The sequence below is a fragment of the Roseivirga seohaensis subsp. aquiponti genome (assembly GCF_001267955.1).
Classification (GTDB): domain Bacteria; phylum Bacteroidota; class Bacteroidia; order Cytophagales; family Cyclobacteriaceae; genus Roseivirga; species Roseivirga seohaensis.
The window spans coordinates 33,293-59,181 of record NZ_JSVA01000017.1 but is presented as its reverse complement, the minus strand read 5'-3'; the positions used below and the strand labels follow the sequence as shown (position 1 = coordinate 59,181).

Sequence of the window (25,889 nt, the reverse complement as noted above, 5' to 3'; positions counted from 1 at the left end):
ACACGGTGATAACAAATTTGATTACGTGAGGTGAATAAACTTAAATTCTACTTTCCTTATAAAGAAGAATTCACCAATTTCGCGTCAAATTAAAAAGCTATGTTGATTATCGGTTTTGTATTGGTGTTGTTCGTATTTGCAATCATTTCTCCAATGATCCTTCCAAACAATAAAGTTAGCAATCACAAAAAGGACTGGGAGGTTTAATTCTCTGACCACCAATTCTATTTAATTTCCTCTTTTCCATCTGCGTGTAGGGCAAAGCGTCCTTTGCTTTTGTCGTGCGTATGATCGTGTGTAGGCCATGGCCAACCCCCAAAATGTGTGTTTTGGTATTCTTGCATTGCCTGCTGAATTTCGGCATTACTATTCATTACAAACGGACCGTATTGTGCTACTGGTTCGCCTATTGGCTTTCCTTGCAACATCAAGAGTTTAGACTCTTCTTTTCCATTTAATACTGTTGTTGCTTTGGTGGCGTCTAGTTTAATCGTGTTGCCTCTTTTTACTGTGCTACCATCTATTTCCATGTCTTCACCAGCATAGAAATACAAACTTCTATTCACTCCTGCTGAAGCTGTTGGTAATTGCCATTCTGCATCTGGAGACAGCACAATTGTCCATATAGCTACTTCGTTTTCTGGATTTGCTGCCCAAGAGTCAGGGGCTGGAGAGGGAGAAACGTAATGCTCAATTTTACCATTGATAACATTCACTTTAGTCATATTTCCGTGAGCGTCTGTGTGTGTAAAAACAGGGATGTCTTCACTCCAAAGCATAGCGAAATGCGGCTCCACCAATTTATTGACTTTGGGCAGATTTAACCAAATCTGAAAAAGTACTAATGGATTTTCTTCAGTTTCATTCAGCAATGGAAACATTTCTGAATGCTGAACACCTTTGCCTGCCGTCATCCATTGCACATCGCCATTACCAAAACGGCCGGCAGCACCAAGTGAATCGGAATGATCTACTAATCCTTTTTCTGCAATCGTAACAGTTTCAAAACCTCTGTGCGGATGGGCAGGAAAACCGGGTACGCTTTGTCCGTGGTACATACTCCAGCCATCCTTTCCTGCAAAGTCCGAACCTAAATTCCGCCCCGAAAGGCTTGCGTTTGGCCCCATTTGACCATTCCCTTTTGGGTAATTGTCTTTATGAAAAGCACAGAAAAGAAAGGGATCGCTCGTTTGCCATGGGAATGTCAAAGGTTGAACGGATAGAATAGAGTTGCTCATAATTTCTTATTTAGATGTACCAACATGTAAATTACTCAGAAGGTTTCCTTTTTGTTTTCAGTAATTAAATTCTGAATGAATACAGTCAATATACGCTGATATCCATGCCTTAAATGATAACAATTGTTATCTTCGCGCCAAATTAAAATCGAATGGACAAGTTAGTTGGGTTTATAAGAACGGCAAGTTATCTCATCTTTTTGGCCGCCCTTATCTGGGCTTATGCTTCTTTAGCTGGTCAGGTCTCTTATAGATTCGATGGTGATGGGTCGGCCCTAGAGCTTGTAGATAGAAACACCTTCTTTTTTTCAAGTGTAATTATCTTTCTGGTGGCCAATGTAATCTGTGTGTCATTTATCAAAGTGCTTAAGAAAATTAAGACTTCAGATGAAGGTGTTGGGATTCGAAATAAAGGACTTAAAACAGATGTAATCACATGGGTAAGAGGTTTTGCCGGAATTTTGAATATCATGTTCACCACAATTGTATTCTTCATAGGCTACATGAATATGAACGAACTCAAACTAGATGTTCTAAGCGTTTATCTCTACATAGGGCCAATCCTTTTGGTGTTTTGGTTTTTCTATTTGGTTAAAATTCTTTCGGTACGAAGAAACTAAAAGATAAAAATAACTCACCTCATATTTATCATTACTTGACATTCAATTCCTTAAGCTGTTTTAAGGTTTTTATTGGGCAAAGTCAATAGTGACTTTTTAGTTTTTATATTTTAACTTCCGCCTTAATTTGTGCGGAACAGCACAGAATTTCTACTTGAATCTTATTGGAGTTTTTGAATGGCGAATGAAGTAGCGAATTATACCGAGGATAGTATTCGGTCCCTCGATTGGAAAGAACATATCAGACTTAGACCAGGAATGTACATCGGTAAATTGGGAGACGGTAGTGCCCAAGACGATGGTATTTATGTACTAGTAAAAGAAGTAATCGATAACAGTATTGACGAACACATGATGGGTTTTGGTAAAACCATCGATGTGAAAGTATCTGAACTTAAGGTGGAAGTGCGCGATTACGGTCGTGGTATTCCACTCGGTAAAGTGGTCGATTGTGTTTCCAAAATCAACACGGGTGGTAAATATGACAGCGGTGCTTTTCAAAAGTCTGTTGGTCTTAACGGAGTGGGTACAAAAGCTGTAAATGCACTTTCTAGTTTTTTCAAGGTACAATCTTATCGCGATGGTCGCACCAAAGTAGCCGAATTTGAAAGGGGAGAAATTAAGAATGATGAACCCGAAACTACGAGCAGTGGCCGAAACGGAACCCTTATTGTTTTCAGGCCCGATGATACCATTTTCAAGAATTACCATTTCATTCCAGAATACCTTGATGATTTGATTTGGAACTACAGTTTCTTGAACGCTGGACTCACCATTAATTTTAACGGAACCAAATACCATTCAGAAAAAGGTCTTTACGATCTGTTGTTAAGAAAAACCAATGCCGACAGTTTAAGGTACCCCGTGATTCACCTTAAGGGTGAAGATATTGAAATCGCTATGTCGCATAGCAATCAATATGGCGAGGATTACTATTCGTTTGTAAATGGGCAATATACCACTCAGGGCGGAACGCATCAAGCGGCTTTTAGAGAGGCCGTAGTGAAAACCGTTAGAGAATTCTATAACAAGAACTTTGAAGCCACCGATGTTCGCGCTTCTATCGTAGGTGCAATTGCCGTTAGGGTGCAAGAACCTGTTTTCGAGTCGCAGACCAAAACCAAACTAGGTTCGCAAAATGTTGCGCCTGATGGCCCAACCATGAGAACTTTTGTGAACGACTTTGTGAAAAAAGCACTTGACGATTTTCTACACAAAAACCCAGACACTGCTAACCTGCTATTAAAGCGAATTCTTCAGTCAGAACGTGAAAGAAAGGAGATAGCGGGAATTAAGAAATTGGCGAATGAAAGGGCAAAGAAGGCTAACCTGCATAATAAAAAGCTTAGAGATTGCCGTATTCACCTCGATGATAAGAAGGGTGATGATGACTTGAGAAACGCGACTACATTGTTCATTACCGAAGGAGATTCTGCCAGTGGTTCAATTACAAAATCTAGAAATGTGCAAACTCAGGCCGTATTTAGTTTGAGAGGAAAGCCTTTAAACTGTTACGGATATTCTAAAAAGGTAGTGTATGAAAATGAAGAATTTAACCTACTTCAACATGCACTAAATATTGAAGATGGGCTAGAAGGTTTGCGCTATGATAAAATCGTAATTGCCACCGATGCCGATGTGGATGGAATGCATATTCGTCTGTTACTCTTAACATACTTCCTTCAGTTTTTTCCCGACTTGGTAAGGAGAGGTCACGTCTATATTTTAGAAACACCTTTGTTTAGGGTTCGAAATAAGAAGGAAACAATTTATTGCTATAGCGAAGAAGAAAAGCAAACGGCTGTGTCTAAGCTCGGCAATAAGCCTGAAATCACGCGATTCAAAGGTTTAGGTGAAATTTCGCCCGAAGAATTCAAAGGCTTTATTAATGCCGAAATGCGTTTAGAACCTATCATTCTAAGAAAGGACACTAGCATTGAAGAATTACTAAAGTTCTATATGGGTAAAAACACACCAGATCGTCAAAACTTCATCATCGACCGACTAAAAGTTGAGAAAGACTTGGTGACAGAAACTGTTTAAGAATATATGTCTAAATCAGAATTTAAAGAATTTTAAAAATTACAGAATGGAGAAAGATGAGCTGACATATGCAGTTATCGGTTGCGCTATGAAAGTTCATAATACTTTAGGTCCTGGTTTTCAAGAAGTCATATACCAACGCTGTTTGGCTATTGAATTGGAAAGAGCAAGTATAGGTTATCAAAGAGAACAGGAACAAGTAGTTTTTTATGATGGAATTGAAGTCGGGACTCGTAGAGCAGATTTCATTATTGAAGATCGGGTGGTGGTAGAGTTAAAAGCTTTGGTTCGGTTGGAAGATGCTCATTTGGCTCAGGCGAAGAACTATACTGTGGCTTACGATTTTCCGAAAGGCTTGCTTATCAATTTTGGTGGCAAAAGCCTTGAATACAAATTAATGTTTAACCCAAAATACCAAGATCAGAAATAGCTTTTGGGTAGCTGTGAATCTTGAAAATTTTCAGATTCTGTATAATTCTGATCCAAGATGAATATGACTGAGAATACTGAAGAATTGAACAACGGAGAGGAGAGAGGGCTACAGGAAGTAAGGCCGGTTTCTGGCATGTACGAAGACTGGTTTCTCGATTATGCTTCGTATGTAATTTTGGAAAGGGCTGTGCCAGCCATTGAGGATGGTTATAAACCTGTGCAACGCAGGATTCTCCATGCTATGAAAGAGATGGACGATGGCCGTTTCAATAAAGTGGCCAACGTTATTGGACAAACCATGCAGTATCACCCGCATGGGGATGCTTCCATTGGTGATGCCATTGTAAACATAGGTCAGAAAGATTTACTGATTGAAACCCAAGGAAACTGGGGCGATATCCGTACAGGTGACAGTGCAGCCGCGGCAAGGTATATCGAAGCCAGACTTTCTAAATTTGCATTAGAGGTCGTCTTCAATCCGCAAACCACCAATTGGCAGCTTTCCTATGATGGTCGTAAAAAAGAGCCAGTTACATTGCCTGTTAAATTCCCAATGCTTTTGGCGCAGGGGGTTGAGGGAATCGCAGTAGGCCTTTCTACAAAAATTCTTCCGCACAATTTTATTGAGCTTATTCAAGCCACTATTAAGGTATTACAGGGCAAAAGTGTAAAGCTGTACCCTGATTTTCCTACGGGTGGTATGGCCGATTTTTCAGAATACAACGATGGCCTTAGAGGAGGTAAAATTAAGGTAAGAGCCAAAATTCATGAAGAAGATAAGAAGAGCCTAATTATTAAAGATATTCCCTTCGGAACAACAACCACGAGCGTGATTGACTCGATTATTAAGGCCAACGACAAAGGGAAAATCAAGATTAAAAAGGTGGTGGATAATACTGCCGAAGACGTAGAAATCTACATCGAATTGGCACCAGGTCAGTCGCCTAATATTACCATTGATGCACTTTATGCATTTACCGATTGCGAGGTGAGCATTTCTCCAAACTGCTGTGTAATTATTGAAGACAAGCCTCATTTTATAGGGGTTACAGAGGTGCTGAAAATATGTACCAATCAGACGGTAGATTTATTAAAACGAGAGCTAGAAATTAGAAAAGGCGAACTCCTCGAAAAGCTTCTTTTCTCTTCATTAGAAAAGATTTTCATCGAAAATAGAATCTACCGCGATATTGAAGAATGTGAAACTTGGGAGGCCGTAATTGCTACAATCGATAAAGGCTTAGATCCATTTAAGCCTGATTTCTATCGTGAAATTACTGAGGAAGATATCGTAAGACTTACCGAAATTAAGATCAAACGAATTTCAAAATTCGATGCTTTTAAAGCTGATGAATTGATGAAACGTCTTCAAGATGAACTGGCTGAGGTAGAATATAATTTGGCTAACCTAGTAGAGTATGCAATTGCTTACCACGAAAAATTACTAGAAAAATTCGGGAAAGGCAGAGAGCGTAGAACCGAAATCAAGTCGTTCGAAAGTATTGCAGCAACTGTTGTTGCGGCCAATAATGCCAAGCTCTATGTAAACCGTGCCGAAGGTTTTATCGGTTACGGAATGAAAAAAGACGAGTTTGTTTGCGATTGCTCCGATATTGATGATGTAATCGTATTCCGTAAGGATGGGAAATTCCAGGTGGTTCGAATCTCCGATAAAATATTTGTAGGCAAAGATATTATTCATGTAGGCGTATTCAATAAGAATGACGAGCGCATGGTGTATAATATGATTTACCTCGATGGAAAAACTGGCCGAAGTATGGTTAAGCGATTCCAAGTGTTGGGCGTTACTCGCGACAAGGAATATGACCTCACAAAGGGTGAACGAGGATCAAAAGTACTTTACTTTACCGCCAATCCAAATGGCGAAGCTGAGCTTGTAACGATCTACCTTACCTCTGGTTGTAAAGCTAGGGTGAAAGTTTTCGACTTTGATTTTTCTGAAATTGAGATCAAGGGAAGAGGCGCTGGAGGAAATATAGCAACCAGATACCCTGTGCGCAAAATTCAGCTCAAAATGGAAGGTAAATCTACTTTGGGTGGAGTAGATATTTGGTATGACGATTCTATCGGAAGAATTAACCGTGACGAACGTGGTGAATACTTAGGTAATTTCCAAAGTGAGGACAAAATTCTTGTAATCTACGACTCGGGAGAATATGAATTGACCTCTTTTGAATTAACCAATCGTTATGAAGCGGATAAAATCATGCTGATTGAAAAATTCGATCCAGAAGGTGTTATTTCGGCTATTCACTACGATCCCGATGCCCAATATCATTTGGTAAAACGTTTTCAAATTGAAACCAGCACAATGGATAAAAAATTTGGTTTCATAAGCGAAGAAAAAGGAGCCAAGTTGCTTTTAGCCACTACGGTGCCGCAGCCTCAGGTGGAGGTAACTTATACGGTAAAAGGCGCTAAGGAAAGACAAACCATGACTGTTGATTTGGACATGGTGATTGATGTGAAAGGCTGGAAGGCCATGGGGAATAAAATTTCTCAACATTCAGTGAAAAAAGTGACTTTGCTTAACAGCAAGGATAAGTCGAAGGCCAAAACACAGACTGATAATTCTGACCAAAACCCAACGCCAAAAGCCGTTGACCAAAATGAGGTGAAAACTGAAGCACCGAAGTCAGATGCTCCAAAGCCAGAACAGGCCAAAGAGACCAAAGAAGATAAACCAAAGGGTAAAGAAGGCGGTGGTTTTAATGTAGGCGAAACCATTGATCTATTTTAAATAATAGGGGTAAATCCCTGAATAACTGTTTTTTAGCTGTAAGCATGTTAAAACGTGCCAAAGGTTGAAGGATATTGTTTGTGAAATTAAAAGCTACCGGTAAAACGCTGGTAGCTTTTGTTTTTCATTACTTTTGCGATCTAATTCAATAAGTGTTTTGCAGGCAGAACTTATAAAAATTCTTGAAGAATTCGTTACCGAAAATAAGGTTAACCTTATCAACAAGGTGCTTTCTGAACGTACAAGGCATTTAACCGTAGTGTTAGAAGATGTCTATCATTCGCACAATGCCAGTGCCGTTTTAAGAACTTGCGATTGCTTTGGAGTACAAGATTTACATATCAGTCAGAAGCTTCACGACTACCACATCAACCCAAATATTGTGCGTGGCGCATCCAATTGGGTTACATTGCACAAATACGACAGGGGAGAACAAAGTAGCTCGAACTGCTTAAACGATTTAAGAGAAAAAAAATATAGGTTAGTAGGTACAACCCCAGACCAGAATTCTACATCTATACATGAGTTAGATATTACTGAAAAAACCGCCATCATTTTTGGGACAGAACTGGAAGGTATTTCAGACAATACCAAAAATGAAGTAGATGAACTGGTTCACATTCCCATGTACGGCTTTACAGAGTCATTTAATATGTCGGTAAGCGTGGCCATGGTTTTACAAGATTTGGTCAGAAGACTTCGCGAAAGCGATGTGCAATGGCATTTGACAGAACAAGAAAAAGAAGACCTTAAATTCGAATGGTACCAACGCATTGTGAAGAGGTCAGATCTCCATATAAAAAATTATATAAAGGAACATTCTATTAATAATAATGGTTGACAACAGAATATGAATAGGTCAGTATACTTTTTAAGCCAACCAGCGTTAAGCACTAATAACCTCAGAAACTCAAGAGTTTGAAATCAAAACACATTTTTACACTGCTATTCTGCTTTACCACAAGTTTCGTCTTTGCGCAGCAAACCATTATTCGAGGTAAAGTAACCGATGCCGAAACTGGTGACCCAGTACCTTTTGCTACGGTGGTTATTCAGGGGAGTCAGATTGGAATGGCTACCGATTTTGACGGTAACTATGAGCTTAAAGGGCAAGCTGAATCAGATACAGTCCTTTTCTCTTATGTGGGTTACGAAACCCGTAAGAAACGCTACGAGAAAGGAGTCACCCAAGTAATCAATGTTCAGTTACAACCAAAAGCCACTAGTTTGGCTGACTTCGTGGTGCTGTCAGGTAGGGCCGAAAACCCTGCCTTTGCAATTATGCGCAGCGTAATAGATAATAAAAACAAGAATGATAAAAGAAGACTAGAGGCATACGAATACGAGTCGTATAACAAGATTGAAATCGATGTAGATAATATTACAGAAGAGTTCAGAAAGAAGAAGTACATGCAAAAAGTGACTTCAGTACTCGATAGTATCGACATTATTGCTGGAGAAGATGGCAAGCCTATTCTGCCGCTTTTTATTTCAGAATCACTTTCAAAATTCTATTTCAGGTCTAACCCTAGGCTACAGAAAGAACAAATAATCAAAACCAAAATCACCGGAATCGGAATCGAAGACGGTTCACTCATTTCTCAAGTAATAGGTTCATCGTTTCAGGAATATAATTTCTACCAAAACAGGATGAACATCGTGGAAAAAGAGTTCGCCTCACCAATAGGAGATGGCTGGCGACTGATCTACGACTACGACTTAACAGACAGTGTGAGTTTAGATGGTGAGTTCTGCTACGTGCTTGATTTCAAGCCAAAAAATGATCAGGAATTGGCCTTTGTAGGCACCATGTGGATTGCCAAAGAAGATTTTGGTTTGAAGCGAATGGATGCGACAATGCAACCGACCGCTAACCTTAATTTTATAGAGAAGATCAAGATACAGCAAGAGCTAGAACGAATGGAAGGCGGAGCTTGGCTTCCTGTAAAGTCAAGAATTCTGATTGATGTATCAGAAATCACAAAGAAATCAGCTGGTTTTTTGGCTAAGTTCTATTCTTCAAATAAAAACCTTGCACTTACAGAACCTAAACCCAATAAGTTTTTTGAACGAACAATTGAATTAGAAGAAGATGCGCGAATTTCTGATGAACAGTTTTGGATAGAAAATAGACACGACTCACTGACGACAACCGAGATCAGTGTAATTGCAATGATCGACTCCTTAAAGCAAATTCCCATTGTAAAAACTTGGACAGAGTTGCTCAAAACATTTGCTAGAGGTTATGTAGAAGTGGGGCAATTAGACTTAGGGCCTTGGCCAGTGTTGGTTTCTTCAAATGATGTAGAAGGGTTTAGAACCCGCATTGGCGGAAGAACAAATGAACATTTCAGCTTAAAATGGCAACTCAATGGATATTTGGCTTATGGTTTTAAAGACAAAAACTTTAAATATGGTTTAGGCGCCACCCATTTTATTTCTAGAAAAAAGTGGACTACCATATCAGCCAACTATAGAAAAGATATTGATCAACTGGGCCTGCAACCAGACGGAATTACAGATTTCGACAATGCAAATGCTTTTGTAGCACTAAGTCAGCTGGGAAACCTTATTCGCCCATTTGCCTATGAAACCTATCAGATCGACTTGACCAGTCAATTGTCTAAGCCTTTTTCTTTTAGTTTAAGGTTGAAAAACCAAGACTTCACTCCGCTGTATGATGGTTTTAGTTATTACACCGAGCCTTCAGATATTACATCGCCAATTGGAACCGAGTTTATCAGCACTGAAGCTACTTTAAAGCTAAAATACGCTAAAGACGAAACCTTTATCATAAACGATAACAGTAGAATTAGTTTGGGAACTGTACGTTGGCCAACCTTCATTGTGGGGTATACGCGTGGTTTTAAGGGGCCTTTAGGTGGTGATTTTGATTATAATAAACTCGATGTTGGAATTTCTCAACGGCTGAAGATGGGTTTTTGGGGTATTTCGCATTATCAAATTACGGCCAGTAAGGTTTTTGAAGATGTTCCGTATCCTTTGTTAACGGCTCATATTGGTAATGAGCAACCCGTTTATGCCAGTTTTGCTTTCAATACCATGAATTTCTACGAATTTGTAAGTCAGCAATATGTTTCCATGCGCTATCAGCATTTCTTCGAAGGTTTTATTTTAAACAGAATTCCACTCTTAAAAAGGCTTAAATGGAGAATGGTAGCCAGTGGTAACATACTTTATGGAGATATTAGTGAGAGTACTTTGGCCGCACAACCCACAGTTGATTTCTTGAGCCTAGATCCAAATAAGCCATATTCAGAGGTTGGAATTGGAGTAGAAAACATCTTTAAATTTTTTAGAGTCGATTTTTTCCAACGACTTACCTATCTTGATAATCCAGATATTAAGAAAAGGCAAATAAAGGTGAGTTTTAACCTTTCACTTTAAACAAGAAATCTAAAAATCACTTTAGTAAGAATTGGCCGAGATTTGGGGCTTGGTTCAAAGGATTAACCTAAATAATATTGCATATTTGCGATTCGAAAGAATCATGAATCAAATCCAAATGGTTTGTAGCATTTGGTGAAATTAATTATGAGTGCAGAAAGTATAAAAATTACCCTTCCAGACGGAACTGTAAAAGAATTTGCCAAAGGAAGTTCAGCAATGGACGTAGCCTTAAGTATTAGTGAAGGTTTGGCCAGAAATGTATTGGCAGCCGAAATAAATGGCGAGGTAAGAGATGCCAATAGACCGATAGAATCCGACTCGGATGTAAAACTATTGACGTGGAATAATGATGAAGGAAAGGCAACTTTTTGGCATTCATCTGCGCACTTGATGGCCGAAGCGCTAGAAGCTCTTTATCCTGGGATTAAATTCGGGATTGGCCCATCAATTGAAAATGGTTTTTATTACGATGTTGATTTTGGTGAAAATCAAGAATTTGACCATTCTCATTTAGAAAAAATTGAGGCCAAAATGTTAGAGTTGGCCCGTCAGAAAAATGAATACAAAAGATCAGAAGTAAGTAAAGCAGATGCAATTGCTTACTTCAAGGAAAAGGATGACGAATATAAACTAGACCTTTTGGAAGGTTTAGAAGACGGTTCAATTACATTTTACCAACAAGGTAATTTTACTGACCTATGTCGTGGACCTCATATTCCAAACACTGGCTTTATAAAGGCTGCTAAGGTGTTGAGCATTGCCGGAGCTTACTGGCGAGGTGACGAAAACAACAAGCAACTCACACGTTTGTATGGAATTACTTTTCCTAAACAAAAGGAATTGACTGAATACCTTCACATGTTGGAAGAAGCAAAAAAACGTGATCACAGAAAACTAGGTCAGGAATTGGAGCTTTTTACTTTTTCACAAAAAGTAGGGTTAGGGCTTCCGCTTTGGTTACCTAAAGGAGCTAAGCTTCGCGAAAGACTAGAAACTTTTATGCGTAAGGCACAAGTAAAAGCTGGCTACGATCCTGTGGTTACTCCTCATATCGGCTCTAAAAACTTATACGTAACTTCTGGTCACTATGAGAAATACGGGGCTGATTCATTTCAACCTATAAAAACGCCTAACGAAGGCGAGGAGTTCTTGTTAAAACCAATGAACTGTCCTCATCATTGCGAAATATATAAATCAAAACCACGCTCATATAAGGAGCTGCCAGTGCGCTTAGCCGAATTTGGTACTGTTTATAGGTACGAACAAAGTGGAGAGTTACATGGTTTAACCCGTGTAAGAGGTTTTACTCAAGATGACGCTCATATTTTCTGTACCGAAGATCAGGTAAAAGAAGAGTTTATTAAGGTAATTGATTTAGTACTTTATGTTTTTGAATCACTTGGTTTCGAGAATTTTACGGCACAAATTTCTTTAAGAGATCCGGAAAATAAGCAAAAATATATTGGTAACGATGAAGCTTGGCATAAGGCAGAGTCGGCCATTGTAGAAGCGGCCGCAGAAAAAAATCTAAACACAGTAACCGAATTAGGTGAAGCGGCATTTTATGGGCCTAAACTTGATTTCATGGTGAAAGATGCTTTAGGTAGAAAGTGGCAATTAGGAACAATTCAGGTAGATTACAACCTTCCTGAACGTTTTGAATTAGAATACACTGGCTCAGATAACCAAAAGCATAGACCAGTAATGATTCACAGAGCCCCTTTTGGCTCTTTAGAAAGATTTGTAGCAGTATTGATTGAGCATTGTGCAGGAGAATTTCCACTTTGGTTAACACCAGATCAAGTAGCAATTCTTCCTATTTCTGAAAAGTATGCCGATTATGCTCAAGAATTATATAATAAGCTTCAGTCAGAAGATATTACAGGTTTTGTTGATCACAGAGATGAAAAGATTGGAAGAAAAATCCGTGATGCTGAAGTGAAAAAGATACCTTTGATGCTTATCGTTGGCGAAAAGGAAAGAGATAACAACGAAGTGGCCGTGAGAAGACATGGTCAAGGTGATGTAGGTACTATGAGCATAGAATCATTTGTTGATTATTTTGCCAAAGAGAAATCCAAGTCGCTAAATATTCAATAATTTTACCTGCTCAATATCGGAGTATTGATTATTAGAAAATTATACCGATATTTGCAGTCATTTTAACAAAAGAAGGAGGTTAACATCGCAAAAATGAGGAGAAAATACCCCCCGAGAGGCAGGGTAGAAGAGCCATACAAAGTCAATCTTAAGATTCTTGCACCTAAGGTGCGGGTAGTTGGCGAGAACGTTGAAGTAGACGTCTATGATATAGATAAAGCACTTCAAATGGCTAGAGATCAAGGACTTGATCTGGTAGAGATTTCTCCCAAGGCAGACCCGCCTGTTTGTAAGATTGTTGACTACTCTAAGTTTAAGTATGATCAGAAGAAGAAGCAAAAGGAAATAAAGGCCAAGGCTTCTAAAACTGTGATTAAAGAAATCAGATTCGGTCCCAATACGGATGATCATGATTTCAACTTTAAGCTTAACCATGCTATAGGGTTTCTAAAAGACGGTTCAAAGGTTAAGGCCTATGTTCATTTTAGAGGAAGAACTATTGTGTATAAGGAAAGAGGTGAGATTTTATTATTGAAGTTTGCCCAAGCCTTAGAAGAATATGCAAAGGTTGAGCAGCTGCCTAAATTGGAAGGAAAAAGAATGTTTCTTTACCTTACTCCTAAGGCCATAAAAAAGTAGAACCAGTATTTATTAAATAAATTTAAAATGCCTAAAGCAAAAACTAAATCAGGAGCTAAAAAGCGTTTCAAATTGACAGGGTCTGGCAAGATCAAAAGAAAGCATGCTTTCAAAAGCCATATCCTAACCAAGAAAGAAACGAAGCAAAAACGTAATCTTACCGGCACAGGACTTGTTCATAAGTCGGATGAGAATAACGTTAAAGCAATGCTCAACATTTAAGACCCATTAAGGTTATTGTTTCACCAGATGTTTGGTTTTAAGTACTCAGTAAAATGAGACACCAAAGGTCAAAAAAATTAAAATTATGCCAAGATCAGTAAACGCGGTAGCGTCAAGAGCAAAAAGGAAAAGAATACTCAAAATGGCCAAGGGCTATTTTGGTAGAAAAAAGAATGTATGGACAGTAGCGAAGAACCAGATAGAGAAAGGTCTTCAGTTTGCATACAGAGATAGAAAAGCAAAGAAAAGAGAGTTTAGAAAACTTTGGATTCAAAGAATCAATGCAGGTGCAAGATTGCACGGGATGTCATATTCTCAGTTAATGGGAGCTATTGGTAAATCAGGCATTGAACTTAACCGTAAGGTTTTAGCTGATTTAGCTATGAATCACCCAGAAGCTTTCAAAGCAGTAGTAGAGAAAGTGAAGTAAGATAAACTCCATAAGATATAGAGTGGAAGACCCCGGCCTAGGCTGGGGTTTTTTATTGCCCAATTTTTAATGGGAATTCAGCCTTAAGGCAATGATCAAGTTTTGGGCAAAAATAAAGCCCAGCTCATAAATGAACTGGGCTTTTTTGTAGCGAGGACGGGAGTTGAACCCGTGACCTCAGGGTTATGAATCCTGCGCTCTAACCAACTGAGCTACCTCGCCTTCAAAATCGGAGTGCAAACATACGAATTAGAGTAAAGAAAATGCAATAGGAATTGAAGAATTTTATTCAACTTTATTGAAAGGTTTTAGAGTGCTAAAAAACGGGTGATTTAACAACCCAATAATGAGGTGGATTAATGCTCAACCTTCTTAATTTCCTTTGTCGACTTTTTAGTTTGTTGTATTCCTTTATTAGTTCTATATTATCGACATAAGTTTTTTAATATGGCAAAGAATAAGTTTGTAACAGAGTTTGAAGTGAATGCCTCTCAAAAAATACTTTTTCCGTATTTGAGCACGGCAAGCGGGTTGGCGCAATGGTTTGCTGAAGATGTAAATATCAATGAAGATAAAGTCTATAGCTTTTTGTGGGATGGAGAAGAGTTTAAAGCGACTAAGGCCTCTCAAAAGACGAACCACTTTGTTAAATTCGAATTTCTCCCAGAAACAGAAGAGGATGAGGATGATCCTTCCTATATCGAGTTAAGGCTGTTGATTGGGGAGTTAACCCAGTCAGTATTTATTCAAATTACTGATTATTCAGATATAGACGATCCAGAAGAGCAGCAAGACCTTTGGGAAAATACTGTACATAACTTGAAAGAGATTATTGGAGGTTAATCAATTAGGTTTGCTTCGGTATTTGCTTTTAGTTCTGCAAGGCATGATCTTTGTGAGCAAGGCCTGAGATCGCGAAGAATGAAGAAGATTGATAAATTGGTGTTTGGCTCGTTCATTGGGCCCTTTTTGCTTACTCTAATTGTTGTAGATTTTATTCTGCTCTTAGTAACTCTGCTCAAGTATTTCGATAAGATTATGGGTAAGGGGTTAGAGTTCTCTGTTTTTGCAGAACTTATCGCATATTTCTCAATATCTGCTTCGCCCGATGCTTTTCCTTTAGCAGTACTCCTTAGCGCTATTATGACCTTTGGTAATTTAGGAGAACACTCAGAATTGACGGCTGTCAAAAGTTCCGGAATATCTTTGGTTAGATCTTTAGCATCCATTTTCGTTTTTGTACTCTTCCTTACCGGCTTTACGTATTACTTCAATACCCAGCTTGTTCCTAAAATCAACCTTAAAACTTACAGCCTTCTTTGGGATATGCGTTCTAAAAAACCTGCTTTAGATATACGAGAAGGAGTTTTTTACAACGGAATTCCAGGTTATAGTATTAAAGTGAACAAGAAAATTGATGATGAACGTTTGCTCGATATCATTATTTACGACCATACAAATCGTAGCAAAAGAGGAAATAAGGAAGTGATTTTGGCAGATTCTGGCCGCATGTACACTTTTATGAATCAAAGGTACCTAGCCTTAGAGCTCTATAATGGAATCAAATACGATGAAGGGAGTAATGACAAATACGACCAAAAAATTGATGGAGGCCAGTTCGTAAGAAACCGTTTTGAAAAAAGTATTATAAGGTTCGATCTTTCCTCATTTGATATGGGTGAAACCGATCAGAATGCCTTTAGTAGAAGTCGACTGGTACAAACAAGAGATGACTTGAAGGTTGGAATAGACTCTATGAGTTTGGATATTCTGAGAAGTAAGAAAACACTTTTTAGGCAAGTTGGGGCTAAGTTTTCTTATCACATTCTTAGAGATGTGGAAACCCCAAGTCAAATAGAAAAAGAGCTTAGTTTTTATGATTCTCTTCGAACTGCGAGAAGAAAGGTCGTAGCTGAAAATGTGGATGTTGACACAGGTTTGTCGGAAGTAGAAGATTTGAACTCAAGGGATATTCCAGTAGATGATCTTCCAGAAGTTGCCTTTATGAGAACTCCCGCTCCCCCGAGTGCAGAGAAAAAAACTGAAGTTAAGGGTAAAGTAATGTCGGATGATGAAGTAATTATGGCAGTTGAGGCTTTCTATAATACTCGGGCAAAAAAAATGAATGTTTATGCAACAGCACTCAACAGTGCGAGGGGGAGTAATGCTACTATCAATGCTAATATTAGCACCTTGGCAACCGTTCAGAGAGATAAGAATAAATTTAGAGTTACTAGAACCCAACAAATTTCAAGGTCTTTTGCCTGTTTGGTAATGTTCTTAATTGGGGCACCAATAGGTGCTATTATTAAAAAAGGAGGCCTTGGCTTACCCGTTATCATCTCAGTAGTTTTCTTTTTAATCTATTATACTTTAAATACTCTCGGAGATAAATGGGGTAAACAAGGAGTTGTAGATCCTTTGTTTGCCATGTGGTTGTCTAATATTATCCTTTTACCTTTTGGTTTTTTCTTTTTACGTCAAGCCAGTAAAGATGCCCGTTTATTCGAAGCCGATTTTTATGCGGTATGGACAGAGAAAGCAAAGAAATTCTTCTCTAGGAAGAAGGAATTAAAAACGGCCTAACTTGTTTACTAGTCGCATATAAATTATCTTTGCGGCTGTTTTTAAATTTTAATAATCAAATTTTAGCTAAGCATGTATTTATCAAGCGAAAAGAAAGTTGAGTTGTTTGAGAATCATGGTCGGTTAAAGGCAAAAAATGACACAGGGTCTCCTGAGTCTCAAATTGCACTTTTTACCTACCGTATCAATCACCTTACAGAACATTTGAAGAGCAATAGAAAAGATCACTCTTCAAGAACTGGACTACTTAAATTAGTAGGTAAAAGAAGAAGATTGTTGGATTATCTTATCAAAGTTGATATTGAGAGATATAGAGCAATCATTGCTGAATTGAACTTACGTAAGTAATACAAGTAATTTAAAGAAGGGAGTTCAATGCGGATTCCCTTCTTTACTTATTCGCATACTGCTGGTTGTTTTTGATCTCCCCGCGCTGTACTACACAAAAAATATTTTATGCTGAATGTAATAACTAAAACCATCAAAATGCCTGATGGTCAAATCATAACGATTGAAACGGGTAAGCTAGCGAAACAAGCCGATGGTTCGGCTGTAGTAAGAATGGGTGACACCATGTTACTCGCCACAGTTGTATCTGCTCAAGATGCTAAAGAAAATGTCGACTTTCTTCCTCTCTCTGTCGACTATCAAGAAAAATTTGCTTCTGCAGGAAAAATTCCTGGAGGATTTTTGAAAAGAGAAGGTAGATTGTCAGACCATGAAGTATTGATTTGCCGTTTGGTAGATAGAGCACTTCGTCCTCTTTTTCCTGATGATTACCATGCCGAAACGCAGGTAATGATCTCAATGATCTCTTATGATAAAGATGTACAGCCTGATGCACTTGCTGCACTTGCTGCTTCTGCTGCTCTATCTGTTTCTGATATTCCTTTTAACGGACCTATTTCTGAAATTAGAGTAGTAAAACACGAAGGTCAGTTCAAGTTAAATCCAAGTAAAGAAATTGCCGAGGCATCTGAACTTGAGATTATCGTAGCTGCCGATATCAATAATATTATGATGGTAGAAGGTGAAATGAGCGAAGTCTCTGAAGCCGATATGCTAGAAGCAATGAAAATTGCTCACGATGCCATTAAAATCCAATGCCAAGCTCAAATCGAATTAGCAGTTGAGGCTGGCAAAACGGAAAAGCGTGAATATTCTCATGAAAATAATGATGAAGCGCTTTACGAAAAAATGAAGTCTGAGCTTTACGACAAGCTTTACGCTTCGGTAGCAAAACAAACTGCTGATAAATCCATCAGAAGTAGTGATGTAAAGGCAATCAAAACAGAATGGGTAGAGGCTCTTCCTGAAGATCATGAGTATGATTCATTCTTGATTGGCCAGTACTTCAAAAAAATACATAAGGCTGCTGCTAGAAATTTCGTTTTAGATTCAAGCAAAAGACTTGACGGTAGAGAATTCAATGAAATCAGACAGATTTGGTCTGAGGTAGATTATTTACCTTCTGCTCACGGTTCAGCAGTATTCACCAGAGGTGAAACCCAATCTTTGACTTCTTGTACATTAGGTACCAAGTTAGATGAGCAAATGATTGATGGTGCTACAGAGCACGGCACAAATAAATTTATTCTACACTATAACTTCCCTGGTTTCTCAACTGGTGAAGTAAGACCAAACAGAGGTCCTGGTAGAAGAGAAGTAGGACACGGTAACCTTGCAATGCGTGCATTGAAAAAAGTGTTACCTCCTGCGGATAAGAACCCTTACACCATTCGTTTAGTATCAGATATTCTTGAATCAAATGGCTCGTCTTCAATGGCAACCGTTTGTGCAGGTTCATTATCATTAATGGATACAGGTGTTAAGATTTCTGGTCCGGTTTCAGGTATCGCAATGGGGATGATCTCAGATGCTGAAACAGGAAAATATGCTATTCTTTCTGATATCTTGGGTGATGAAGATCACTTAGGAGATATGGACTTCAAGGTAACTGGTACTGAAAAGGGAATTACTGCTTGTCAAATGGACATTAAAGTAGATGGACTTTCATACGAAGTACTAGAGAAGGCCTTGAACCAAGCAAGAGAAGGTAGACTTCATATTCTTAACGAAATGAAGAAAACCATAAGCGAGCCAAGAGAAGATTACAAACCTCATGTTCCTAGAAGTGAGAAAGTGATTATTGCAAAAGACCAGATCGGTGCGATTATCGGGCCTGGAGGTAAAGTGGTTCAAGAAATTCAGAAAGAAACAGGAGCAACTGTTATTATTGAAGAAGAAGCTAACAATGGTGTGGTAACAGTTTTTGCTGATAGCAAAGAAGTTATGAATGCTGCTTTGGCTAGAATTAAGGCCATTGTTGCTATTCCAGAGGTAGGTGAAACTTACGAAGGTAAGGTGAAATCAATCATGCCTTTTGGTGCCTTTGTTGAGTTTATGCCAGGAAAAGATGGTTTACTTCATATTTCTGAAATTAAATGGGAACGCGTTGAAAAAATGGACGGTTTAATGGAAGTAGGAGAAGAAATTACCGTTAAGCTTGTTGAGGTTGATAAGAAAACAGGAAAGTATAGATTGTCTAGAAAGGCACTTCTACCAAAGCCTGCAAAAGATTAATTAACTAAAGCAGCATAAAGGCGTTAATATTAGAGGAACTTTTCATAGATTCCGTGATGTTTAGTTCCTTGTCACAGTTTTAAATCACAATTAATTGAATGAGACAGCTTAAAATTAGTAAGCAGATAACGAATAGAGAGTCTCAATCTCTAGATAAATACTTACAGGAAATCGGTAAGGTAGATCTTTTGACTCCTGATGAGGAAGTAACACTTGCTCAAAGAATTCGTGAGGGAGATCAATTGGCGTTGGAGAAGCTTACTAAGGCAAACCTGAGGTTTGTGGTTTCGGTAGCAAAACAATATCAGAACCAGGGCCTTTCTTTGGGCGATTTAATTAACGAGGGTAACCTTGGTTTGATTAAAGCAGCTCAGAGATTTGATGAAACCAGAGGTTTTAAGTTTATTTCTTATGCCGTTTGGTGGATTCGTCAATCTATTCTTCAGGCACTTGCCGAACAATCTAGAATTGTAAGGTTGCCGTTGAACAGAGTAGGTTCTTTAAATAAAATCTCGAAAACTTTTTCTGAGTTAGAACAAAAATTCGAACGTGAACCATCTCCAGATGAACTTGCGGAAGTATTGGAGGTAACTACCAATGAAATCGTTGACACCATGAAAATTTCAGGTCGTCACGTATCAATGGATGCTCCATTTGTTCAAGGTGAAGAAAATAGTCTTTTGGACGTTCTCGAAAATGACATGGATGAAAAGCCAGATACTGGTTTGATGAATGATTCATTGAGAAGAGAAGTTCAAAGAGCACTTTCAACACTTACTCAAAGAGAGGCTGATGTTATTTCTTTATACTTTGGTTTGAATGGTGAGCACTCAATGACCCTTGAGGAAATTGGTGAGAAATTCAATTTGACCAGAGAAAGAGTTCGTCAGATCAAAGAAAAAGCAATCAGAAGATTAAGACATACGTCACGAAGCAAAGCTTTGAAACCTTATTTGGGTTAAGTAGAACATACATTATTTTAAAGGTCTCTTGAGAAGGAGACCTTTTTTATTTGGACTAGGGAACAAGGGTTGCCCAAGTGCTGTTAATCGTTTAGTTTTGAAAATCAAGCAAGAAAAAAATGACTGAAGAAAAAGTAAAAGTATTAATCATTGGTTCGGGTCCTGCAGGTTATACTGCAGCCATTTATGCTTCTAGAGCAGGTTTAAACCCAGTTTTATATACGGGTGGCGAACCGGGCGGCCAACTTACCACTACAAACGATGTGGAAAATTATCCTGGTTACCCAGAAGGAGTGAATGGCCCTCAAATGATGATTGATTTTCAAAAACAAGCAGAAAGATTCAATACCGATGTCCGTTATGGCTTAGCTACAAAAGTTGATTTTTCTGGCTATCCTCATAAAGTTTGGATCGATGAAGGCAAACATTTGATAACCGCTGATGCTGTAATTATAGCTACAGGTGCTACTGCAAAATACTTAGGCTTAGAATCAGAAAAAACTTATGCCAATAAAGGCGTGTCTGCTTGCGCAGTATGCGATGGATTTTTCTACAAAGGAATGGATGTAGCTGTTGTAGGAGCGGGTGATACTGCTGCCGAAGAAGCTACTTACTTGGCCAATATTTGTCCCAAAGTGCACCTTTTTGTAAGAAGAGACGAAATGAGAGCGTCTAAAATTATGCAGAAACGTGTATTGAATACGAAAAACATTGAAGTACACTGGAATACCGAAGCTGAAGAAGTTTTGGGCGATGATACTGGTGTAACAGGTGTAAGGGTAGTAAATAACCAAACTGGTGAAAAGAAAGAGATTGATATCAAAGGTTTCTTTGTGGCCATTGGTCATAAGCCAAACACCGATATTTTTAAAGGCTTCCTTGATATGGACGAAACAGGTTACTTGAAAGTAATTCCTGGTACTTCTAAAACCAATATTGAAGGTGTATTCGCTACGGGTGATGCTGCGGACAGAGTGTATCGTCAAGCTGTAACCGCTGCTGGTACTGGTTGTATGGGAGCTTTAGATGCTGAGCGATTCTTGACTGCGAAAGAAGAAGAGCTAGAAGAGGCTAAAAACTAAAAAAAAAATAAATTGATAACGAGGGTTTGAATTTGATCAAGCCCTCTTATTATTTTAAAGATTATGAAATTAGATATTCTTGCACTCGCTGCCCACCCTGATGATGTTGAACTTTCATGCTCAGGTACCTTACTTAAAGCAATTCTTAACGGTAAAAAAGCAGGTATTGTAGATTTTACCAGAGGTGAATTGGGGACACGTGGCACACCAGAAATTAGGCAACAAGAGGCCAATAAATCGGCTGAGATTTTAGGTTTGAGTGCAAGAGAAAATTTAGGCTTTCGAGATGGCTTCTTTAAAAATGATGAAGAACACCAACTGGAAGTGATTAAAATGATCCGAAAGTATCAGCCGGAAATCGTTTTGGCTAATGCTTTTGATGATAGGCATTCAGATCACGGAAGAGCTTCTCAGTTATCTAAAGAAGCTTGTTTTCTTTCTGGTTTGAAGAATGTTAAAACAGAAATAGATGGTGTAGAACAGTCTGCGTGGCGTCCTAAAGTGGTATATCATTATATTCAAAGCATTCCGACACAACCAGACTTTGTAGTGGATGTTTCAGAAGTTTGGGAAAAGAAGATTGCTTCAATCAGAGCCTTTGCTTCACAATTCTTCGACCCGAATAGCAACGAAGCAAATACCTACATTTCTTCCCCCGAATTCATGAAGATGGTAGAAGCCAGGGCCATCCATTATGGTCATGAAATTGGAGTGCAATACGGTGAAGGCTTCAATGTGGAGCGAATGACAGGAGTAGGAGATGTTTTTGACTTGCTTTGACCTGCTTAGTTCAAAGCAACACTACATATATGAAGTTAACTATCATATTGATAGACTTTTTTGACGATTCCGTTCTCAAATTCAATAAAGAGAAAACTAGGATCAATACTGAGTAAACCTGGAAGAACTCCTAACCCATAGGCAAGACCGTCTTCATTATTTAAATAGTATTTATCGCCTAGAATGGCAATGACCTCTTCTTTCGTTTTACCAACGAGCATTTCGCTTTCGATAATGTTTTTCGACATCTTAAAACGCTCTTCTGTATTTGATTTCCAAATTTCTTGATTGAAATCTATTGTTGAATAGTAGGAAATGGATAATACCCAAAGCGTTATAATTACTACATAAACAAGTGGGCTAAGTACTATCGTTGGTAATACGGCTAGGTATTTTCTGTTTTTATCGTTTCCAAACTTTAATCTTCTTAAAGACCACTTACATACCATGTAAATAGGTATTGAAACGATGAGAATGAATAGAAAAGCCATATAATTCATTTCACTTAATAAAGGGTAATCAAGGTGCCATTCTAAAAGTAGACCAGTCTTCGTTGTCTAATTTCTGGTACATTATTCTATCGTGTAACCTGCTTTGGCGTCCTTGCCAAAACTCGAAAGTTTCTGGAACAATTCGGTAACCACCCCAAAAATCAGGTAAAGGTACTTTCCCCTCCATAAATTTGGCTTTCATTTCCTGAAGCTTCATTTCCAAAATACTTCTCGACTTAATTACCTGACTTTGGTGAGAAACCCAAGCACCTAACTGGCTGCCATGCGGGCGCGAAGTGAAATAAGCCAAAGACTCCATTTTAGTAACTTTTTCAATTTTTCCAGTGATAGCCACTTGTCGTTCAAGCGCATACCATGGGAAAAGAATCGAAACTTGAGGGTTCGCATCAATCTGCTGTGCCTTTCTACTTTTGTAATTAGTATAAAAAACAACCCCAGTATCGTCTAAAGCTTTCATTAAAACTGTACGCTGAAAGGGTTTTCCACCCTCTGCCACAGTGCTCAATACAAAGGCGTTAGGTTCTAAAACCTCACTTTTGATTGCTTCATCAAACCATTTTCTGAATTGGGTAAATGGTGAAGGGGCAACGGTGTCTAAATCCAAACTGGCTTTGGTATATTCCTGTCTTAAATCAGCAATGTTAGTCATAGAGAAAAGCTTCTGTTCTTACAAATATAACAGCCTAAAAACGAATCTTTGTTTTCTAAATTAGGCATTCCAAAATTCGTTCTATAAATTCAAAACTCACAGCAATGAGATTAGAATACGATAAAAATATTCCCGACCCGCAAAACGGAGACCTTCTGATTTCCGAACCTTTTTTGCATGACCCTAACTTTGACCGCACGGTAATTTTGGTGTGTGAAAACGGAGAAGAAGGTACCTTTGGCTTGGTAGTCAATAAAATGACAGACTTGCTTTTGGATGAAGTAATGAACGAAAGTTTTGATCTAAACGGCTTTAATGGTCGACTAAACCTTGGTGGGCCGGTGGAACAAAACACGCTGCATTATATTCACAGAATTCAAACACCAGTTGAAGGAGCGATAGAAATAGGAGAGGGCTTGTACTGGTCGGGTAATTACGAGCAAATAAAAGCGATGATTTCTAATGGAGAGGTTGCTGAAAATGAAATTAAGTTTTTTCTGGGCTATTCGGGGTGGTCAGAAGGACAACTGAGAAAAGAGTTGGACAGCCAATCTTGGTTTGTGAAGCCAAAAGCTACTGCTCGCCAAATTTTTGATCTGAATGAAGACGAACTTTGGAAGTCTATTCTGAAAGAAATGGGCGGAAAGTATAAAGTGTTCTCAAATTACCCCGCAGACCCGCGTTTGAATTAATAGTTTTGTTAACTTTGGTTTGTTACGGAGCGACCCTGTGGTCGATTAGAATTTATGAGTGAAGAAAAGAGTATGCAGACAGGTGATCAGAATATCGAAAATTCGAAAACTGATAAGAATACCGAAAATTTAGAAACCCCTCAAACGGAAGCAGTTTCTGAAACAGTAGAGGAAGGTGCTGCCGCATCAGCCGCTGAAGTTAAGCCTGAGGTTGATGTTCCTCAAGAAGAAACTAAGGTTGAAGAACAACCTGTAGTTGAAGCTAAGGAAGAAGTGTCTGCCGACACTGAGGTAACTCCAACCGAAAATGTAGAGGAAGTTTCCACACCTAAGGTTGAATCTGAAGACAGTGTATCGGCCTCGGAAGAATCTGAAGAGGTGGATGCTGAGGAAGATCACGACCATGATGATGAAGAAGATCATCAGGTAATTGATTACTCAAATCATACCAGAGAACAGCTGGCTGAGGTGATTGAAGAATTAAATTCTGAAACCAATTTCAAAAAGATTGACGCAATTCTTGCTCAAATTGAGCCATTGTTTCAAGAAACAGAAGATGCTGCTCGTCAGGAAGCACTAGATAAATTCATTGCTGATGGTGGTGAAGAGGCTGATTTTGAATACCGCCACGATAAATTATATAATCGCTTTGATGCTTCTTTGCGCCTAATCAAAGATAAAAAGCATAACTACTACAAGGAACGCGAAGCCACTAAGGAGAAAAATTACCAAAAGAAAACTGAGCTTTTAGACAAACTTCGAGAATTGGTAGACGAAGAAGCGACTACCAGCTTGAATCCAATTAAGGAAATTCAGGAAGAATGGAAAAAAGTAGGGCAGGTACCAAATCAGCACAACCGAACACTTTGGGCCAATTATAATGCGCTTATTGACAGGTTCTACAATAACCGTCATATCCTTTTTGAACTCAAAGAATTAGATAGAAAGAAAAACCAAGAGGCCAAGACTGAGCTTTGTGTAAAAGCTGAAGCGCTTGATCAAATGGATAACCTTAAGGAAGCAATCATTCAATTGAATGAACTCCATGAGGAGTATAAAAATATTGGACCTGTACCTAAAGAGGTGCAAGAAGAACTTTGGCAACGTTTTAAAGCTGCTTCTGATAAGGTTTATCATAAACGTAAAGAATATTTAGACAGCCTGAAAGGTGAGCTAAACGAGAATCTAGAGAAGAAAAAGGTATTGGCTGCCGAGCTGAAAACCTTTACCGAGTTTGATTCAGACCGCATTAATAAATGGAATGCCAAGACCAAAGAAATTTTGGCTTTACAGAAAAAATGGGATGCTATAGGTGGTTTGCCACGAGAGCACGCCAAAGAAGTGAACAAACTTTTCTGGACAGATTTTAAGAAATTCTTCAGTAACAAAAATGATTTCTTTAAGAAGTTGGAAGGCATGCGCCAAGAAAACTTAGAGAAGAAAGAAGCTTTGATACAGAAGGCTATTGAATTGCAAGAAAGCACGGATTGGGATTCAACTGCCAATAAGTTAAAGGCGCTTCAACAACAATGGAGAGATATTGGGCCAGTTCCGGAAAAGGTAAGAAACTCAATTTACGAGAGATTTAAAGCGGCTTGTGATGCTTTCTTTAATAATAGAAGAGCAAATCTAAGTAAAGCAGATGCTGAGTATGCAGAGAACCTAAAGAAAAAGGAAGCTATTATTCAATCTATTTTGGATGCAGCGGCTAAAGGTACAGGCTCTGAAAAAGAAATGGATGAATTCTTAGCTCAATGGCAAGCCATAGGCTTTGTGCCAAGAGGGGCGATGAAGTCTATCGAACAAAAATATTCTGAGGCCCTTGCCAAGTACGTGAAAGGACTTGATGTAGAAGGACAGGAAGAAGAGCAGTTGATGATTAAGGTTGAACTAGGAGGTTTGCAAAATGGACCGAATGCCGATCGAAAACTGAACAAGAAAGAAGGAGATTTGCGTAGACAAATTCAAGAGATTGAAAATAACATCGCGCTTTGGAATAACAACCTTTCATTCTTTGCCAATTCTAAAACTGCCGATAAATTAAAGGCAGAATTTGATGAAAAAATAGAGAAGGCAAAAGAAGAAATGGACCATCTGAAGAAGCAATTGAGAATGGTGCGCAGTATGTAATTTTGGCCTCTGAAATT

General features: G+C 38.6%; 22 protein-coding genes and 1 tRNA gene. 19 read left to right on the top strand and 4 right to left on the bottom strand.

Annotated features, from left to right (window positions below):
- Positions 1-224 precede the first annotated feature (224 nt).
- The gene (locus OB69_RS14440) at positions 225-1,238 is read right to left on the bottom strand and encodes a pirin family protein (protein ID WP_053224457.1); all 1,014 of its coding nucleotides are present in this window, start codon (positions 1,236-1,238) and stop codon (positions 225-227) included.
- A gap of 152 nt (positions 1,239-1,390) precedes the next feature.
- On the opposite strand from OB69_RS14440, the gene OB69_RS14435 reads away from it, so the two are divergent.
- From OB69_RS14435 to rplT, 10 genes are all read left to right on the top strand, one after another.
- Complete coding sequence (locus tag OB69_RS14435; protein WP_053224456.1) at positions 1,391-1,858, top strand: hypothetical protein; 468 nt, start codon at positions 1,391-1,393, stop codon at positions 1,856-1,858.
- Between the two features lie 177 nt (positions 1,859-2,035).
- Positions 2,036-3,901, top strand: a complete 1,866-nt coding sequence (locus tag OB69_RS14430; RefSeq protein ID WP_053224455.1) for a DNA topoisomerase IV subunit B — start codon at positions 2,036-2,038, stop codon at positions 3,899-3,901.
- A 46-nt stretch (positions 3,902-3,947) separates the two neighbouring features.
- A complete protein-coding gene (locus OB69_RS14425) occupies positions 3,948-4,331 on the top strand; it encodes a GxxExxY protein (RefSeq protein WP_053224454.1) in 384 nt (127 codons plus the stop codon).
- Positions 4,332-4,394: 63 nt separating this feature from the next.
- Positions 4,395-7,094: a DNA gyrase/topoisomerase IV subunit A gene (locus OB69_RS14420; RefSeq protein ID WP_053224453.1), complete on the top strand. Its 2,700-nt coding sequence runs from the start codon at positions 4,395-4,397 to the stop codon at positions 7,092-7,094.
- Positions 7,095-7,251: 157 nt separating this feature from the next.
- The gene (locus OB69_RS14415) at positions 7,252-7,935 is read left to right on the top strand and encodes a TrmH family RNA methyltransferase (RefSeq protein WP_245620829.1); all 684 of its coding nucleotides are present in this window, start codon (positions 7,252-7,254) and stop codon (positions 7,933-7,935) included.
- A gap of 77 nt (positions 7,936-8,012) precedes the next feature.
- Entirely contained in the window at positions 8,013-10,502 is a 2,490-nt protein-coding gene (locus OB69_RS14410; RefSeq protein ID WP_053224451.1) for a DUF5686 and carboxypeptidase-like regulatory domain-containing protein, read from the top strand.
- Between the two features lie 147 nt (positions 10,503-10,649).
- Positions 10,650-12,605, top strand: coding sequence for a threonine--tRNA ligase (gene thrS, locus OB69_RS14405; RefSeq protein ID WP_053224450.1), 1,956 nt, complete (start codon positions 10,650-10,652; stop codon positions 12,603-12,605).
- 93 nt (positions 12,606-12,698) lie between these two features.
- Complete coding sequence (gene infC / locus OB69_RS14400) at positions 12,699-13,244, top strand: translation initiation factor IF-3 (protein WP_053224449.1); 546 nt, start codon at positions 12,699-12,701, stop codon at positions 13,242-13,244.
- Between the two features lie 27 nt (positions 13,245-13,271).
- Positions 13,272-13,466, top strand: a complete 195-nt coding sequence (gene rpmI, locus OB69_RS14395; RefSeq protein WP_053224448.1) for a 50S ribosomal protein L35 — start codon at positions 13,272-13,274, stop codon at positions 13,464-13,466.
- 85 nt (positions 13,467-13,551) lie between these two features.
- On the top strand, positions 13,552-13,896 hold the full coding sequence (gene rplT / locus OB69_RS14390; protein WP_053224447.1) for a 50S ribosomal protein L20: 345 nt from the start codon (positions 13,552-13,554) through the stop codon (positions 13,894-13,896).
- A 148-nt stretch (positions 13,897-14,044) separates the two neighbouring features.
- Here rplT and OB69_RS14385 read toward each other — a convergent pair.
- A tRNA-Met gene (locus OB69_RS14385) sits at positions 14,045-14,118 on the bottom strand.
- A gap of 225 nt (positions 14,119-14,343) precedes the next feature.
- Between OB69_RS14385 and OB69_RS14380 the strand changes: the two genes are divergently transcribed.
- From OB69_RS14380 to bshB1, 7 genes are all read left to right on the top strand, one after another.
- Positions 14,344-14,739 (top strand): START-like domain-containing protein, encoded by a 396-nt coding sequence (locus tag OB69_RS14380; RefSeq protein WP_053224446.1) that lies wholly within the window; start codon positions 14,344-14,346, stop codon positions 14,737-14,739.
- A gap of 78 nt (positions 14,740-14,817) precedes the next feature.
- Positions 14,818-16,482, top strand: a complete 1,665-nt coding sequence (locus OB69_RS14375; RefSeq protein WP_053224445.1) for an LptF/LptG family permease — start codon at positions 14,818-14,820, stop codon at positions 16,480-16,482.
- A gap of 72 nt (positions 16,483-16,554) precedes the next feature.
- Positions 16,555-16,830: a 30S ribosomal protein S15 gene (rpsO, locus tag OB69_RS14370; protein WP_053224444.1), complete on the top strand. Its 276-nt coding sequence runs from the start codon at positions 16,555-16,557 to the stop codon at positions 16,828-16,830.
- A gap of 108 nt (positions 16,831-16,938) precedes the next feature.
- Positions 16,939-19,065 (top strand): polyribonucleotide nucleotidyltransferase, encoded by a 2,127-nt coding sequence (pnp, locus tag OB69_RS14365; RefSeq protein ID WP_053224443.1) that lies wholly within the window; start codon positions 16,939-16,941, stop codon positions 19,063-19,065.
- 98 nt (positions 19,066-19,163) lie between these two features.
- Entirely contained in the window at positions 19,164-20,027 is an 864-nt protein-coding gene (locus OB69_RS14360; RefSeq protein WP_053224442.1) for a sigma-70 family RNA polymerase sigma factor, read from the top strand.
- 119 nt (positions 20,028-20,146) lie between these two features.
- Positions 20,147-21,109 carry a thioredoxin-disulfide reductase gene (gene trxB / locus OB69_RS14355; protein ID WP_053224441.1) on the top strand — a complete coding sequence of 321 codons (963 nt, stop codon included), beginning with the start codon at positions 20,147-20,149 and terminating at the stop codon, positions 21,107-21,109.
- Between the two features lie 63 nt (positions 21,110-21,172).
- Complete coding sequence (bshB1, locus tag OB69_RS14350) at positions 21,173-21,889, top strand: bacillithiol biosynthesis deacetylase BshB1 (RefSeq protein ID WP_053224440.1); 717 nt, start codon at positions 21,173-21,175, stop codon at positions 21,887-21,889.
- A 35-nt stretch (positions 21,890-21,924) separates the two neighbouring features.
- Here bshB1 and OB69_RS14345 read toward each other — a convergent pair whose 3' ends face one another.
- Positions 21,925-22,380, bottom strand: coding sequence for a hypothetical protein (locus OB69_RS14345; protein ID WP_157608591.1), 456 nt, complete (start codon positions 22,378-22,380; stop codon positions 21,925-21,927).
- 28 nt (positions 22,381-22,408) lie between these two features.
- Positions 22,409-23,050 carry a pyridoxamine 5'-phosphate oxidase gene (gene pdxH / locus OB69_RS14340; protein WP_053224438.1) on the bottom strand — a complete coding sequence of 214 codons (642 nt, stop codon included), beginning with the start codon at positions 23,048-23,050 and terminating at the stop codon, positions 22,409-22,411.
- A gap of 104 nt (positions 23,051-23,154) precedes the next feature.
- Here pdxH and OB69_RS14335 point away from each other — a divergent pair, with 104 nt between their 5' ends.
- Positions 23,155-23,742: a YqgE/AlgH family protein gene (locus OB69_RS14335; protein WP_053224437.1), complete on the top strand. Its 588-nt coding sequence runs from the start codon at positions 23,155-23,157 to the stop codon at positions 23,740-23,742.
- Between the two features lie 54 nt (positions 23,743-23,796).
- A complete protein-coding gene (locus OB69_RS14330; protein ID WP_221404884.1) occupies positions 23,797-25,872 on the top strand; it encodes a DUF349 domain-containing protein in 2,076 nt (691 codons plus the stop codon).
- Positions 25,873-25,889: the final 17 nt, after the last annotated feature.